Source organism: Kitasatospora sp. NPDC093550 (assembly GCF_044764985.1).
Taxonomy (GTDB): domain Bacteria; phylum Actinomycetota; class Actinomycetes; order Streptomycetales; family Streptomycetaceae; genus Kitasatospora.
This window is the reverse complement of record NZ_JBIWJF010000017.1, coordinates 1-13,394: the sequence shown is the minus strand read 5'-3', so window position 1 is coordinate 13,394 and position 13,394 is coordinate 1. Positions and strand designations below refer to the sequence as shown.

The 13,394-nt window shown below is 73.2% G+C and carries 14 protein-coding genes; 9 read left to right on the top strand and 5 right to left on the bottom strand.

Annotated features, from left to right (window positions below; genetic code table 11):
* Window positions 1-20: 20 nt before the first annotated feature.
* Window positions 21-737 carry an MOSC domain-containing protein gene (locus ACIRD3_RS25655; protein ID WP_402220915.1) on the top strand — a complete coding sequence of 239 codons (717 nt, stop codon included), beginning with the start codon at window positions 21-23 and terminating at the stop codon, window positions 735-737.
* A 7-nt stretch (window positions 738-744) separates the two neighbouring features.
* Here ACIRD3_RS25655 and ACIRD3_RS25650 read toward each other — a convergent pair whose 3' ends face one another.
* Both ACIRD3_RS25650 and ACIRD3_RS25645 read right to left on the bottom strand, forming a co-directional pair.
* Complete coding sequence (locus tag ACIRD3_RS25650) at window positions 745-1,128, bottom strand: VOC family protein (protein ID WP_402220912.1); 384 nt, start codon at window positions 1,126-1,128, stop codon at window positions 745-747.
* A complete protein-coding gene (locus ACIRD3_RS25645; protein ID WP_402220909.1) occupies window positions 1,125-1,967 on the bottom strand; it encodes a TetR/AcrR family transcriptional regulator in 843 nt (280 codons plus the stop codon). Before ACIRD3_RS25645 ends, ACIRD3_RS25650 begins: the two co-directional genes overlap by 4 nt.
* A 101-nt stretch (window positions 1,968-2,068) precedes the next feature.
* Here ACIRD3_RS25645 and ACIRD3_RS25640 point away from each other — a divergent pair, with 101 nt between their 5' ends.
* The 3 genes from ACIRD3_RS25640 to ACIRD3_RS25630 all read left to right on the top strand — a co-directional run bounded on the left by ACIRD3_RS25640 (window position 2,069) and on the right by ACIRD3_RS25630 (window position 5,041).
* The gene (locus ACIRD3_RS25640) at window positions 2,069-3,295 is read left to right on the top strand and encodes an FAD-dependent oxidoreductase (protein ID WP_402220906.1); all 1,227 of its coding nucleotides are present in this window, start codon (window positions 2,069-2,071) and stop codon (window positions 3,293-3,295) included.
* Window positions 3,296-3,369: 74 nt separating this feature from the next.
* Window positions 3,370-4,125 (top strand): alpha/beta fold hydrolase, encoded by a 756-nt coding sequence (locus ACIRD3_RS25635; RefSeq protein WP_402220903.1) that lies wholly within the window; start codon window positions 3,370-3,372, stop codon window positions 4,123-4,125.
* Window positions 4,126-4,234: 109 nt separating this feature from the next.
* Window positions 4,235-5,041: a hypothetical protein gene (locus ACIRD3_RS25630; RefSeq protein ID WP_402220900.1), complete on the top strand. Its 807-nt coding sequence runs from the start codon at window positions 4,235-4,237 to the stop codon at window positions 5,039-5,041.
* Between the two features lie 63 nt (window positions 5,042-5,104).
* On the opposite strand, the gene mqnP is transcribed toward ACIRD3_RS25630, so the two are convergent.
* Together mqnP and ACIRD3_RS25620 are read right to left on the bottom strand one after the other, a co-directional pair.
* Window positions 5,105-6,019, bottom strand: coding sequence for a menaquinone biosynthesis prenyltransferase MqnP (gene mqnP / locus ACIRD3_RS25625; RefSeq protein ID WP_402220897.1), 915 nt, complete (start codon window positions 6,017-6,019; stop codon window positions 5,105-5,107).
* A complete protein-coding gene (locus tag ACIRD3_RS25620) occupies window positions 5,998-7,455 on the bottom strand; it encodes a menaquinone biosynthesis decarboxylase (RefSeq protein WP_402220894.1) in 1,458 nt (485 codons plus the stop codon). The genes mqnP and ACIRD3_RS25620 overlap by 22 nt, the downstream gene beginning before the upstream one ends.
* 93 nt (window positions 7,456-7,548) lie before the next feature.
* On the opposite strand from ACIRD3_RS25620, the gene ACIRD3_RS25615 reads away from it, so the two are divergent.
* The 4 genes from ACIRD3_RS25615 (at window position 7,549) to ACIRD3_RS25600 (ending at window position 11,152) form a co-directional block, all read left to right on the top strand.
* Window positions 7,549-7,959 (top strand): PLD nuclease N-terminal domain-containing protein, encoded by a 411-nt coding sequence (locus ACIRD3_RS25615; RefSeq protein ID WP_402220891.1) that lies wholly within the window; start codon window positions 7,549-7,551, stop codon window positions 7,957-7,959.
* Window positions 7,960-8,411: 452 nt separating this feature from the next.
* The gene (locus ACIRD3_RS25610) at window positions 8,412-10,013 is read left to right on the top strand and encodes an acyl-CoA carboxylase subunit beta (protein WP_402220888.1); all 1,602 of its coding nucleotides are present in this window, start codon (window positions 8,412-8,414) and stop codon (window positions 10,011-10,013) included.
* Window positions 10,014-10,085: 72 nt separating this feature from the next.
* Complete coding sequence (locus ACIRD3_RS25605) at window positions 10,086-10,295, top strand: acyl-CoA carboxylase subunit epsilon (RefSeq protein WP_402220885.1); 210 nt, start codon at window positions 10,086-10,088, stop codon at window positions 10,293-10,295.
* A 245-nt stretch (window positions 10,296-10,540) separates the two neighbouring features.
* Window positions 10,541-11,152 (top strand): ScbR family autoregulator-binding transcription factor, encoded by a 612-nt coding sequence (locus ACIRD3_RS25600; protein ID WP_402220882.1) that lies wholly within the window; start codon window positions 10,541-10,543, stop codon window positions 11,150-11,152.
* A gap of 45 nt (window positions 11,153-11,197) precedes the next feature.
* Here ACIRD3_RS25600 and ACIRD3_RS25595 read toward each other — a convergent pair whose 3' ends face one another.
* Window positions 11,198-11,824, bottom strand: coding sequence for a ScbR family autoregulator-binding transcription factor (locus ACIRD3_RS25595; protein ID WP_402220879.1), 627 nt, complete (start codon window positions 11,822-11,824; stop codon window positions 11,198-11,200).
* 347 nt (window positions 11,825-12,171) lie between these two features.
* Here ACIRD3_RS25595 and ACIRD3_RS25590 point away from each other — a divergent pair, with 347 nt between their 5' ends.
* The gene (locus ACIRD3_RS25590; RefSeq protein WP_402220876.1) at window positions 12,172-13,290 is read left to right on the top strand and encodes a ScbA/BarX family gamma-butyrolactone biosynthesis protein; all 1,119 of its coding nucleotides are present in this window, start codon (window positions 12,172-12,174) and stop codon (window positions 13,288-13,290) included.
* The last annotated feature ends 104 nt before the right edge of the window (window positions 13,291-13,394 follow it).

Genomic DNA, 13,394 nt, shown 5'->3' with positions numbered 1-13,394 from the left:
CGCCAGTACGCTGTCCGCCCATGGCTGAGATCATCGGAGTGATCGAGCGACTCTGGCGCTACCCCGTGAAATCCACCGGCGGCGAGCGGCTCGACTCCGTCGAGGTGGACGAGCGCGGCCTGGCCGGCGACCGCCTCTACGCCGTCCGCGACGCGGCCGGGAAGCTCGGCTCCGGCAAGAACACCCGCCGCTTCCGCCGGATGGACGGCCTGCTGCGCCTCTCCGCCCGCCTCGGCCGGCGGATCGACGGCCCCGAGCTGTTCGACCCGCTCGGCCGCCCGGTCGACCGGCCGACCGCCTTCCTGCGCGCCTACCTGCAGCTCCCGGACGTCGAACTCGCCCGCGAGGACGCCGTCTCGCACGTGGACCGGCTGCCGGTCAGCCTGCTCACGACCGCGACCCTGGACTGGGTCCGCGAGGCCGTCCCCTTCGCCGTCGTCGACGAGCGCCGGTTCCGGCCCAACATCGTGCTGCGCACCCCGCCCGGTACCCCGCCGTTCGTCGAGGACACCTGGTTCGGCCGCCGGGCCCGCGGCGAGGCCCCGGGCAGCGCCCGGCTCGCCTTCGCCACCTCCAGCGAGCGCTGCGCGATGACCGGCGCCCCGCAGCCGGGGCTGCCGCACGCGCCGGAGATCCTCAAAGCCGTCGTGCACGCGCACGACGGCCGGCTCGACGTCCTCGCCGAGGTCGCCGCCCCGGGCCGGCTCCGGGTCGGGGACCGGCTGGTCGTCGACTGACGTACCGTCACCTCCCGGTGCTCGGGGGACCGATCAGGCAGAACGGGTGCCCGGCCGGGTCCGCGAAGACGCTCCACCGGCCCTCGTCGGACAGACGGGTGGCGCCGAGGGCGACCGCCTCCCGGCTCGCGGCGGCCAGGTCCTCGACGTCGACGTCCAGGTGTGCCTGCTGGGGGTGCTCCGGGTCGGGCCAGCGCGGCGGGCGGTGGTCGGCGACGCACTGGAAGCAGATCACCGCGCCGCCGTCGAGGTGCAGCGTGGACCAGTCCTCCCCCAGCGACCAGCGGCGGTCCGGGCGGTCCACCTCCCCGCCGAGCAGGCCGGCGTAGAAGCGGGCCAGCGCCGCCGGGTCGGGGCAGTCCAGGACGAGGCACTGCAGGGTGCCGATCACGGTTCTCCTCGGGTCGGGTACGGCTCGCGACCCCCGGATCCTTCCCCAGTGAGACCGGATTCCGCCCCGGGAAGGGCGACCGCCCTCAGGTAGGAGTCGGCGAAGAGGTCGATGGACTCCTCCAACGAGGGCAGCCCGGCCCCCAGGGCGGGTTCGAGCACCGGCCGCAGCAGGATGTGCGTGATCAGCGGGCCGAGCATCAGCTGGACCAGCACCGGGAGCGGCAGCGGCCGCAGCCGTCCGGCCTCGACGTGCGGCCGCAGCAGCCGGTCGAGGCCGCCGAACATCCGCGGCAGACTGGCCGCCATCATCCGGGCGGCGGGGCCGTCCGGGCGGCTGAAGAGGTCGGCGAAGACGGCCGGGACGATCCGGGGCTCGCGCTGGAAGGCCGCGGCGAAGGCGTCGTAGAACGCCCGGACGGTGTCCGCCAGCCGCTCCGGCGGGTCGGCCGCCAGCGCCTCCAGGTCCGGCAGCGGGCCGTACTGCTCGAAGACGGCGGCGAGCAGGCCGTCCCGCCCCTCGAAGACGGTGTGCAGGCTGGGCAGCGAGCACCCGGCCCGGTCCGCGACGGCGTCCAGGGTGACCGCGGCCAGGCCGCGTTCGGCGACCAGTGCGGCGGCCGCCCCGACCGCGCGCTCGCGCACCGGGGGCCGGCCGCCCGGGTCGACCCCCGACCGCCGGACCGCCTCGTCCAGGGCCGTCCGGGAGCCGCCGAGCCGGCGCAACAGCGTGCTGCGGGAGATCCCGGCCGCCGCGGCGATCGCCGTCAGCGGAACGTCGGCGACGTCCTGCCCCCGCTCCTTGGCCGCCGCGAGGGCGGCCGTCACCAGATCCTTCATGTGAAGCATCGTACTACTTGACACCTGAGACGGTTCCATAGATTCTATTAATGCGAGTTCCACACGGAACGCGAGCAGTCGGACACCGAAAGGGGAGAGCCATGAGCGTCGTGATCTCCGGGGGCGGCCCCGCCGGGATGGTGCTGGGCCTGATGCTGGCCCGCGCGGGCGTCGAGGTGACGGTGCTGGAGAAGCACGGGGACTTCCTGCGCGACTTCCGCGGCGACACCGTCCACGCCTCCACCGTGCGGCTGATGGACGAGCTCGGCCTCGGCCGGGAGTTCGCCGCACTGCCGCAGAGCAAGCTGGGCAACATGGTGGTGACGGTGCCCGGGGTCGGCCGGGTCGCCCTCAGCGCCTTCGAGCAGCTGGCCGCGCCGTACGACTACATCGCGATGATCCCGCAGTGGGACCTGCTCGACTTCCTGGTCGCGGCGGCGAAGCGGGAGCCCACCTTCTCGGTGCGGATGAACACCGAGGCGACCGGCCTGCTGCGGGAGGGAGGCCGGGTGGTCGGCGTGCGGTACCGGACCCGGGACGGCGAGGAGGGCGAGCTGCGCGCCGAGCTCACCGTCGCCGCCGACGGCCGGCACTCCACCCTGCGCCGGGACGCCGGGCTGCGGCCCGAGGAGTTCCCGGTGCCCTTCGACACCTGGTGGTTCCGCCTGCCCCGGAACGCCGACGAGCAGGGCGCGCCGCCCAACCTGGCCCCCGGCTTCGGCCACGGCGACATGGCGCTGAGCCTCACCCGGGACGACTACTTCCAGATCGCCTACTTCCGGGCCAAGGGCAGCGACCCGCAGCTGCGCGCCGAGGGCATCGAGCGCTTCCGCGAGCGGATCGCCCTGCTGCTGCCCCAGTACGCGGACCGGGTCGACCGGCTGGCGAGCCTGGACGACGTCCACCTGCTCGATGTCAGGCTCAACCGGCTGGACCGCTGGTACGCCGACGGGCTGCTGCTGATCGGCGACGCCGCCCACGCGATGTCCCCGGCCGGCGGGGTGGGCATCAACCTCGCCATCCAGGACGCCGTCGCGGCCGCCGCCCTGCTCGCCGAGCCGCTGCGGCGCGGCCGTCCGACCGTCGCGGCCCTGGCCCGGGTGCAGCGCCGCCGGTGGCGGCCGACCGTGATCATGCAGCGGCTGCAGCGGGTCCTGCACCACGTGATGTTCGAGCCCGTCCTCAGCGGCCGCCGGGTCGGCCCGCCCACCCACCTGGTCCTGCTGGCCCGCCAGGTCCCCGGCTTCCCGCGGCTGCTGTCCCGGATGGTCGCCTTCGGCCCGCTCCCCGAGCACGCCCCGGCCTTCGCCCGCCGGCCGGCGGCCTGAGCCCGCGGGTTCTCGCCCCCGCCCGTCCCGAACCGGCCGTTCGGACGGGCCGGTTGCGGGGAAGGACCGCTGGCATGACGATCCCTCACCGCCTGACCGGCACGGGCGACCACCACGTCCTGGTCCTGCACGACTGGTTCGGCACCAGCGCGGGCTGGGGCCCCTTCCTCGACTACCTCGACGGCCGCGCCTTCAGCTACGCCTTCCTCGACTACCGCGGCTACGGCGAGCGCAAGGACGTCACCGGCGACTACACGCTCGCCGAGATCGCCTCCGACGCGCTCGCCCTGGCCGACCAACTCGGCTGGGACCGCTTCTCGTTGGTCGGCCACTCGATGGGCGGCAAGGCCGCCCAGCAGGTGCTCGCCGAGGCCCCGCTGCGGGTGCGCAAGCTGGTGGGCCTGGCCCCGGTGCCGGCCGGCGCCTACCCGCTGGACGAGGCCGGCGAAGCGCTGTTCTTCGGCGCCGCCGAGGACCGGGAGAAGCGCCTCGCGATCCTCGACCTGGTCACCGGGCAGCGGGCCGGCCGGGTCTGGCTCGACCGGATGGTCGACCAGTCCCTGCACCTGTCCACTCCGGAGGCCTTCGGCGGCTACGTCCGGGACTGGGCGACGGCCGACCTGGAGCGCCGGATCAGCGGCAACCCGGTACCGGTCAAGGTCATCGTCGGCGCGCACGACCTGGCGCTCACCGCCGACGTCATGCGCGGCACCTTCCTCGCCCACTACCCCAACGCGGAGCTGGAGGAGCTGGGCGGCAGCGGCCACTACCCGATGTACGAGGCGCCGGTCGCCCTGGCCGCCTCGCTGGAGGGCTTCCTGCACAACTGACGCCCTGGGGCCGGGCCTGACGCCCACGGCGTCAGGCCCTAGACGATGACGCATGGACCCTAGACCCGTGCGCATTGGGCGTCTCATCATCCTCGCTTACGTTCGATACATGACAGACAAGCGAGTTGAGGACGCGTCGCCGGTACTGGTGGTCGGCGCCTCCGGGACGGTCGGGCGGCACGTCGGGCTGCAGCTCGCGGCCGCCGGGGTACGGGCGCGGACGCTGCCCCCGCGGGCACTGCTCGACCCCGGGTCGCTGGAGGCGGCGGCGCAGGGGGTCGGCGCGGTGCTGCTGGGGTGGCCGCACCCGACGACGGAGGCGGCGACCGACGCGGTCGGCGTGCTGGCCCGGGAGGTCGGCCGGGTGGTGCTGGTCTCCTCGGCGGCCGTCCGGGACGTTCCCGAGCACCTGGAGGGCGAGATCGAGGCGCTGGTGGTCCGCAGCGGCGTGCGGCACACCGTGCTGCGGGCGTACGGGTTCGCCGCCGCGCTGCAGTGGGCGGAGGAGATCCGCGCCGGGGGCACCGTCCGGGGCTACGGCGGTACGGCCGAGCTGAGCCCGGTGGACGAGCGGGACGTCGCCGCGGTCGCCGTCCGGGCCCTGGTCGAGGACGGCCACGACGCCGCCCGGTACGTGCTGACCGGCCCGGAGTCGCCGACCCAGGCGGAGCAGGTGGGCATCATCGGCGAGGCGGCCGGCCGCCCGGTGACGTGGGAGGAGATCCCGCGCGAGGCCGCCCGGCACCGGCTGTCCGCCGCGGGCCGGCCCCGGACGGCGGTCGACAGCACGCTGGACTTCGTCCGCGCCCGCCTGGCCGAACCGCAGCCGGCCACCACCACCGTCCGGGACCTCACCGGCCACCCGGCCCGCAGCTTCCGCATCTGGGCGACGGAGCACGCCGCCCTGTTCCGCTGAAACCGGGGCAGGCCTCGACCCGGTCGGCCTGCGAGCCGGCCGCCGGGGTGACCGGCGGCCGACTCAGATGCCGAGCCCGCGGACGACCAGGTCCAGCAGGGCGAAGCAGAACAGCGAGATGCCCACGAAGCCGTTGGTCTGGAAGAAGGCGCGGTTGAGCTTCGACAGGTCGTCGGGCTTGACGATGGTGTGCTCGTAGACGAAGGCGCCCGCGACGACCACCAGGCCGATCCAGAAGGCCACGCCGGCGTGCGTGAGCACCGCGAACCAGCCCAGCAGCAGCGTCGTCAGGACGTGGCACGCCCGCGCGCCGCGGATGGCCGCCGGGACGCCGAAGCGGGCCGGCACCGAGCGGACCTTGCCGTGGCGGTCGGACTCGACGTCCTGGCAGGCGTAGATGAGGTCGAAGCCGCCGATCCAGATGCCGACGGCCACGCCCAGCACCACGGCCTCCCAGGACCAGCTGCCCGTGACGGCGAGCCAGGCGCCGACCGGGCCCATCGCCTGGGCCAGGCCCAGGATCGCCTGCGGGAAGTCGGTGAACCGCTTGCCGTACGGATAGACCACCATCGGCACCACGGCCACCGGCGCGAGCGCCAGGCAGAGCGGGTTGAGCATCGCGGCCGCGCCGAGGAAGACCACCAGCGCGACCGCCGAGCCGACGTACGCGGTCTTCAGCGACACGGCGCCGGTGACCAGTTCACGCCCCGCCGTGCGCGGGTTCCGGGCGTCGATCTCCCGGTCGATGATCCGGTTGGCGGCCATCGCGAAGGTCCGCAGCCCGACCATGCAGACCGTGACGACGAACAGCTGGCCCCAGTGGACCCGCTTGTCGGCGAGGAACATGGCCGTCAGCGCGGCGATGTACGCGAAGGGCAGGGCGAAGACCGAGTGCTCGATCATCACCAGGCGCAGGAAGGCCCTGGTGCGCCCCGGGGTTTCGACGGCGGCCGTGCTCACAGCCCGTACTCCTTCCAACGGCGCGAGACCAGGGCGGCCGTCGCCGGGTCCGAGGACACCATCTCGGGCCAGCCGCCGTCCCGGGTGTAGCCCTCCTCGGGCAGCTTGCGGGTGGCGTCGATGCCGGCCTTGCCGCCCCAGAACTGCTGGTACGAGGCGTGGTCGAGGTGGTCCACCGGGCCCTCGACCACCGTGAGGTCCCGGCTGTAGTCGACGTTGCCGAAGGCCCGCCAGGCGACTTCCTGGTAGTCGTGCACGTCGCAGTCCGCGTCCACCACGATGATCAGCTTGGTCAGCGACATCATGTGGGCGCCCCAGATCGCGTGCATCGTCTTCTGGGCGTGCTTGGGGTACTTCTTGTCGATCGAGACGATCACGCAGTTGTGGAAGCCGCCGGCCTCGGGCAGGTCGTAGTCGACGATGTCCGGGATGATGATCTTCAGCAGCGGCAGGAAGAAGCGCTCGGTGAACTTGCCCAGCGGGCCGTCCTCCGTCGGCGGGCGGCCGACCACGATGGACTGCAGGATCGGGCGGCGGCGCATCGTCACGCAGTCGATGGTGAGCGCCGGGAACGGCTCCTGCGGGGTGTAGAAGCCGGTGTGGTCCCCGAACGGGCCCTCGGGCAGCATCTCGCCGGGCTCCAGCCAGCCCTCCAGCACGACCTCGGCGTCGGCCGGGACCTGCAGCGGGACGGTCTTGCAGTCGACCATCCGCACCCGCTCGCCCGCGATGAAACCGGCGAAGAGGTACTCGTCGATGTCCCCGGGCAGCGGTGCGGTGGCCGCGTAGGTGACGGCCGGCGGGCAGCCGAAGGCGATCGCGACCGGGAGGCGCTCCCCGCGCCTGGCCGCCACGGCGTAGTGGTTGCGGCTGTCCTTGTGGATCTGCCAGTGCATGCCGATGGTGCGGCGGTCGTGCCGCTGCAGCCGGTAGAGGCCCAGGTTGCGGATGCCGGTGTCCGGGTCCTTGGTGTGGGTGAGGCCCAGGTTGAAGAACGAACCGCCGTCCAGCGGCCAGGTGAAGAGGGCGGGCAGCTCGTCCAGGTTGACGTCGTCGCCGGTGAGCACGACCTCCTGCACCGGGGCGTCGCCGGACTTCACGTTCCGCGGCGGGACGTGCGCCATCGAGGCGAGCTTGCCGAAGGCGTCCCGGAAGCCGGTGAAGCCCTGCGGCAGTTCGGGCTTGAGCAGGCCCGCGATCTTCTCGGAGACGTCGTCCGGCCCCTTGAGGCCGAGCGCCTTGGCCAGCCGCCGCTCGGTGCCGAAGACGTTCATCGCGAGCGGCATGGACGAGCCCTTGACGTTCTCGAACAGCAGCGCCGGGCCCTTGGCCTTCTGCACCCGGTCGACGATCTCGCCGATCTCCAGGTGGGGATCCACCTCCGCCTTGATGCGCTTGAGGTCGCCCTCGCGGTCGAGGGCCCGGAGAAACGAGCGGAGATCGTCGTATGCCATGCCAGTCAGTATCCGCCACGGGATAGCCTGGCTTGCGTCAAGGGCCCGGGAAGGCGCCCGCCACCGTCGCCCGCTGGGGGGGAGATCGCAGCCATGTTGCGGATCCTGCTGACCATCGTCCTTCCGCTCGCGCTCTGGGTCTGGGCGTTCGTCGACTGCCTGACCACGCCCGAGGACGAGGTGAAGCACCTGCCGAAGGTGGTCTGGGTGCTGATCGTCCTGCTCTTCCCGCCGCTGGGCCCGATCGCCTGGCTGATCGCGGGCAGGCGGCGCGGCTTCCTGCCGGCCGCGTCCGCCGGCCACCCGGCCGCCGACGGCCCGGGGCGCCCGGCCGGCCGCGGTGGCCGCCCGCTCGCGCCGGACGACGACCCGGAGTTCCTCGCCTCGTTGAAGAGGAGCGACAAGGACCACGAGTCGATGCTCCGGCAGTGGGAGGCCGATCTGCGCCGCCGGGAGCAGGAGCTGCGCGACCGCGACGAGCCGGAGGACGGCCGGAAGAGCTGATCACCGGTGGTTCGCACAGTCCCTCCAACAGCCCACCCGGGCAGGCCCGGGTGGGCTGTGGCCTTTTTGGCGCTTCCCTACGACTGAACGCCCTCTCACCCGGATGGCCGCCGCTCCGGCGCCCGGCTTGAGCGGACCTTGAGCGGCACCCAAGACGGGCGGCCTACATTACTGAGGGACGGCCCTGACCTGCGCTTTTCTTCACGCTCAGATCATCGGACCATCATCTGTCCGACAACCCCCGGTATTCGAACGACCACCGAGCGCTCCGGCTCCCACCCGGCCGCTTCTGTGCAGGCCTGACAGCTAAACGAACCCGACCTTGTACGGAATCGACGCCGAAACCAGCGCACGGCCCCTCGTACAGTCATAAGTGAAGAACGTGATTGGCGGCCGGGGGCACAGCAGACGTTGGCTGTCGGACAGTTCCCTCACCCTTGGAGTGGTTCGAGATGACGGTTGTGCATGAGGCGCCGGTCGACGGCGAGGTCCCCGAAGTCCCGGCCGACGCCCGCGGGCGGGTCGCCGAGCTGCACGAGCTGCGCGAGAAGGTCCGCCGCGGCCCCAGCGACAAGGCCACCGAGGCCCAGCACGCCAAGGGCAAGCTGACCGCCCGCGAGCGCATCGAGCTGCTGCTGGACGAGGGCTCCTTCCACGAGGTCGAGCCGCTGCGCCGGCACCGCGCCCAGGGCTTCGGCCTGGAGGCCAAGAAGCCGCACACCGACGGCGTCGTCGTCGGCTGGGGCACCGTGCACGGCCGCACCGTCTTCACCTACGCCCACGACTTCCGGATCTTCGGCGGCGCGCTGGGCGAGGCCCACGCGCAGAAGATCCACAAGATCATGGACATGGCCATCGCGGCCGGTGCCCCGCTGGTCTCGCTGAACGACGGCGCCGGCGCCCGCATCCAGGAGGGCGTCACCGCGCTGGCCGGCTACGGCGGCATCTTCCAGCGCAACACCAAGGCCTCCGGCGTCATCCCGCAGATCTCGGTGATGCTCGGCCCGTGCGCCGGCGGCGCCGCGTACTCCCCCGCGCTGACCGACTTCGTCTTCATGGTCCGCGAGACCTCGCAGATGTTCATCACCGGCCCGGACGTCGTCCAGGCGGTGACCGGCGAGAAGATCACCCAGAACGGCCTCGGCGGCGCGGACGTGCACGCCGGCGTCTCGGGTGTCGCCCACTTCATCTACGACGACGAGCAGTCCTGCATCGAGGAGGTCCGCTACCTCCTGTCGCTGCTCCCGCAGAACAACCGCGAGATGCCGCCGTCCGTGATGAGCGAGGACCCGGTCGAGCGGCGCAACGACAGCCTGCTGGACCTGGTGCCCGCCGACGGCAACCGCCCGTACGACATGCGCAAGGTGATCGAGGAGATCGTCGACCACGGCGAGTACCTGGAGGTCCACGAGCGCTGGGCCACCAACGTGCTGTGCGTGCTGGCCCGCGTCGACGGCCACGTCGTCGGCATCATCGCCAACCAGCCGCAGTCGCTGGCCGGTGTGCTGGACATCAACGCCAGCGAGAAGGCCGCCCGCTTCGTGCAGATGTGCGACGCCTTCAACATCCCGCTGGTCACCCTGCTCGACGTCCCCGGCTTCCTGCCCGGCGTCGACCAGGAGCACGGCGGCATCATCCGCCACGGCGCCAAGCTGCTGTACGCGTACTGCAACGCCACCGTGCCGCGCATCTCGCTGATCCTGCGCAAGGCCTACGGCGGCGCCTACATCGTGATGGACTCCCGCTCCATCGGCGCCGACCTGTCCTACGCCTGGCCGACCAACGAGATCGCCGTCATGGGCGCCGAGGGCGCGGCCAACGTCATCTTCCGGCGCGAGATCAACGCCGCCGAGGACCCGGACGCCATGCGCGCCCAGAAGATCAAGGAATACAAGAACGAGCTGATGCACCCGTACTACGCGGCCGAGCGCGGCCTCGTGGACGACGTCATCGACCCGGCCGAAACCCGTCAGGTGATCGCCGCGGCCCTGGCCATGCTCCGCACCAAGCACGCCGACCTGCCCAGCCGCAAGCACGGCAACCCGCCGATGTAGCAGCGCGGCACGCACCGCAGCAGGCCGTACCGAGCCACCTCAGACCACAGCCACCGGGGGAGAAACCAGGACATGAACGCTTCCGCCGAACCGCTCGTCCGCATCGTCCGCGGCAGCCTCACCGACGAGGAACTCGCCGCCCTGACCGCCGTCCTGATGGCGCGCGCCGCCGCCGCGCAGCAGGCTGGCGCCATCGCGCCGATCGAGCCGATCGCCAACTGGCACCGCCTGGAGCGCCGCCCGGCGTACTTCTCGCCGGTCAGCTGGCAGCAGGCCGCCTGACGCACCGCGGCTTCCGCCGACGGCCGGTCACCCCGCTCGGGTGGCCGGCCGTCGGACGTTCCCGCCAGTGGCGGCGGAGTCCGGCGGCGGGCGCACGCTTCGCGTCCCACCGACTTCTCCGAGGCCCGGAACGGCCCGGGGGCGGCTCGGTAGGATGCCTACTGGACGGTATGCCTCCGACGCCCCGTCGGCCCCCATAGGATCGGCCGCTGCCGAGGTACCAGAACTTTTCCAGGGAGGCTGCGATGGCCAGGCAGGCCCGCGCGCTGGCGACCCGCCAGGCGGTGCTCCTCGCGGCGGCCGAGGTGTTCGACGAGCGGGGCTACGCCGCCGCCACGATGTCCGACATCCTGGACCGCGCCGGCGTCACCAAGGGCGCGCTGTACTTCCACTTCCGCTCCAAGGAGGAGCTCGCGCTCGCCGTCATCGAGGGGCAGGGCGCCTGGATCGCCGGCTGGGAGCCGTCCTCGGACAGCTCGGTGCAGAACCTGATCGACCTCGGGTACGCCTTCGCCCGCGCGCTCCAGGACGATCCGCTGGTGCGCGGCAGCATCCGGCTGACGATCGAGCACGGCAGCTTCACCCAGCCCCAGATCGCCGCCTACCAGGGCTGGATGGACCTGGTGCGGGAGCTGCTGGAGCACGCCCGGGACGCCGGCGACCTCCACCCGGGGATCGACCTGGTCGCCGCCTCCGGGGTGATCACCGGGGCCGTCACCGGGATCCAGCTGAGCTCCCAGGTGCTGGCCGACCGGCAGGACCTGATCCAGCGGATGGCCGACCTGTGGACGCTGCTGCTGCCCGGCCTGGTCCAGCCGCACGCGCTCGCCCGGCTGAGCGTGGCCGAGCGCGCCTGAGCGGACGGACGCCGCGGGGCCGACACCGGTCGGCCCCCGCGGGGATCAGACCCGGTAGCCGGCCCGCCGCTCCGCCGCCACCAGGGCCGGCAGCGTGGCCGTCCAGACCCGGCGCACGGCCTCCGGCCGGGGCCGGTCGACCTCGTCGCCCGCCAGCAGCACCTGGCCGGCCGCCACCGCGGTGAGCAGCTCGGCGGTGGCCCGCCGGTCCACCCCGGGGCGCAGCTCGCCGGCCTCGGCGGCCCGGTCCAGCAGCCGGTGGACGACCGCGGTGAGACTGCGCCAGGTCGCGTCGGGGCCGGGCGGGCCGGACGGGGTGTCGTCCCGCCGGGGGCCCTGGCGGCCGAGCCGGACGCCGGCCCGCACCACCACGTCCTCGCGCAGCATCCTGGCCAGTTCGTGCGAGAAGTCGATCAGCCCCTGGAGGGCCGGCCCTTCGGCGCGCAGGGCGCGCAGTGCGGCCGAGCCGACCTCCCGCCCGGCGGCGCGGCGCACCCCGTCGGCGAGGGCCTGCTTGGACACGAAGTGGAAGTAGAGGGCGCCCTTGCTGACCCCGGCCCGACGGCTGATCTCGACCAGGCTGGCGGCTTCGAAGCCCACCCGTGCGAAGCTCTCCGCCGCGGCGAGCAGCACGGCCTGCCGGGTCCGCCCAGCCCGTTCCTGCTTGACCACTGGCCCCCTCCGGACTCCACCGGACGCGATTCCCGCCCCGCCCGGCTGCTGTCGGCTCGCCCCCTGCCGGGAGCGACGCTCGCATGCGGACGGCCGCGACCGAAACCGCATGGTTGGTATCTAATCTAGCGCCTGCGTCGCCCCCGCCGTCCAGCGGGGACGGTCCCCCGTCCAAGGTCTGCGGTCGCCCGCAGGGCATTGCCCCAGCCCACCGGGCAGGTAGCGTGAACGGGCCGGGCTGTGCGGCCGGGGCACCCCAGTCGTCGAACACAAACCGGGTGGTATGTATGTTTTGCTCGGGCGTCCATGGCGGCCGCTCGACCGACACCCTGGAGCGGGGGCCAGTCATGCCATCGATCGTAGAGCCGGACCCCCACGGCGCTCACGCCCACCCCGGCCCCGACCACGGCTCGGGCGCCGGGTACGACCTCGGGCACGACGTCGGCGCCGGGTACGACTTCCACGACCGGACCGTCTCCCGGCACCTGGTGCACCGCGCCTCGGTCTCCGAGGTCTTCCTCACCGGCTGGCAGGCCACCGGCCCCTACGACTTCCTGCTCGGCGCCCAGTGGCCCCGGCTGCACGGCTTCTACCGGCTGCCCGGGGACCGCTACCACGACCCGGTGCTGATGGCCGAGACCGTCCGGCAGGCCGGGCTGCTGATCGGCCACGCCGGGTTCGGGGTGCCGCGCGGCCACCACTTCGTCATGGAGGACCTCTCCTACGCGCTCGCCGAACCGGGACTGTCCGGCCTGGCCGTCGCCGGCGGCCCGGCCTCGCTGATGCTCGCCGTGGGCTGCGAGGACGTCCGGATGCGGCACGGCCGGCTGGCCTCGCTGCGGGTGCACGCCGAGATCACCCGGGACGGCCGGCCGATCGGCCGGGGCTCGGGCCAGCTGCGGGTGCTCTCCCCCGCCTCGTACGCCCGGCTGCGCGGCCCCGCCCGGCACGCCGTCGTCCCCTCCCGGCCGCCGGCCCCCGCCGCGCCCGAACTCGTCGGCCGCGCGCAGCCCGCCGACGTGGTGCTCAGCCCGACCCTGCGGCCGGACACCTGGCTGCTGCGCGCCGACGCCGCCCACCCGGTGCTGTTCGACCACCAGCTGGACCACGTGCCCGGGATGCTGGTGCTGGAGGCCGCCCGGCAGGCCGCCCAGCGGCTGCGCCACCCCGAACCGGTGGTGCCGGTCGAGCTGGTGACCTCCTTCGACCACTACATCGAGCTGGACCGGCCCTGCTTCGTCCGGGCGCTCCCCGAGCCGGCCGCGGACGGCGGCCGGACACCCGTACGGGTCCTGCTGGTCCAGGACGGCCGGACGGCGGCCGAGTGCCGGCTGCTCACCGAGCCGCTGGACGGCCCGCTGGACGGGCCCGCCGAGCGCCCGACGGTGCCGGCCCGGCGGGACGCCCTCGACGACCGCCCCGCCGCGCCGGGCCTCGGCAGCACCCGGCTGCCGCTGGCCAGCTGACGGCGGCCGCTAAAGCTTGTTGCAGAAGGGCGGAGACAGGGCATTTCTGCTGTATGGGTGGGGTGCTGCGGGCTGAGCCGGTGTGGGTGGAGACGTTCACGGTT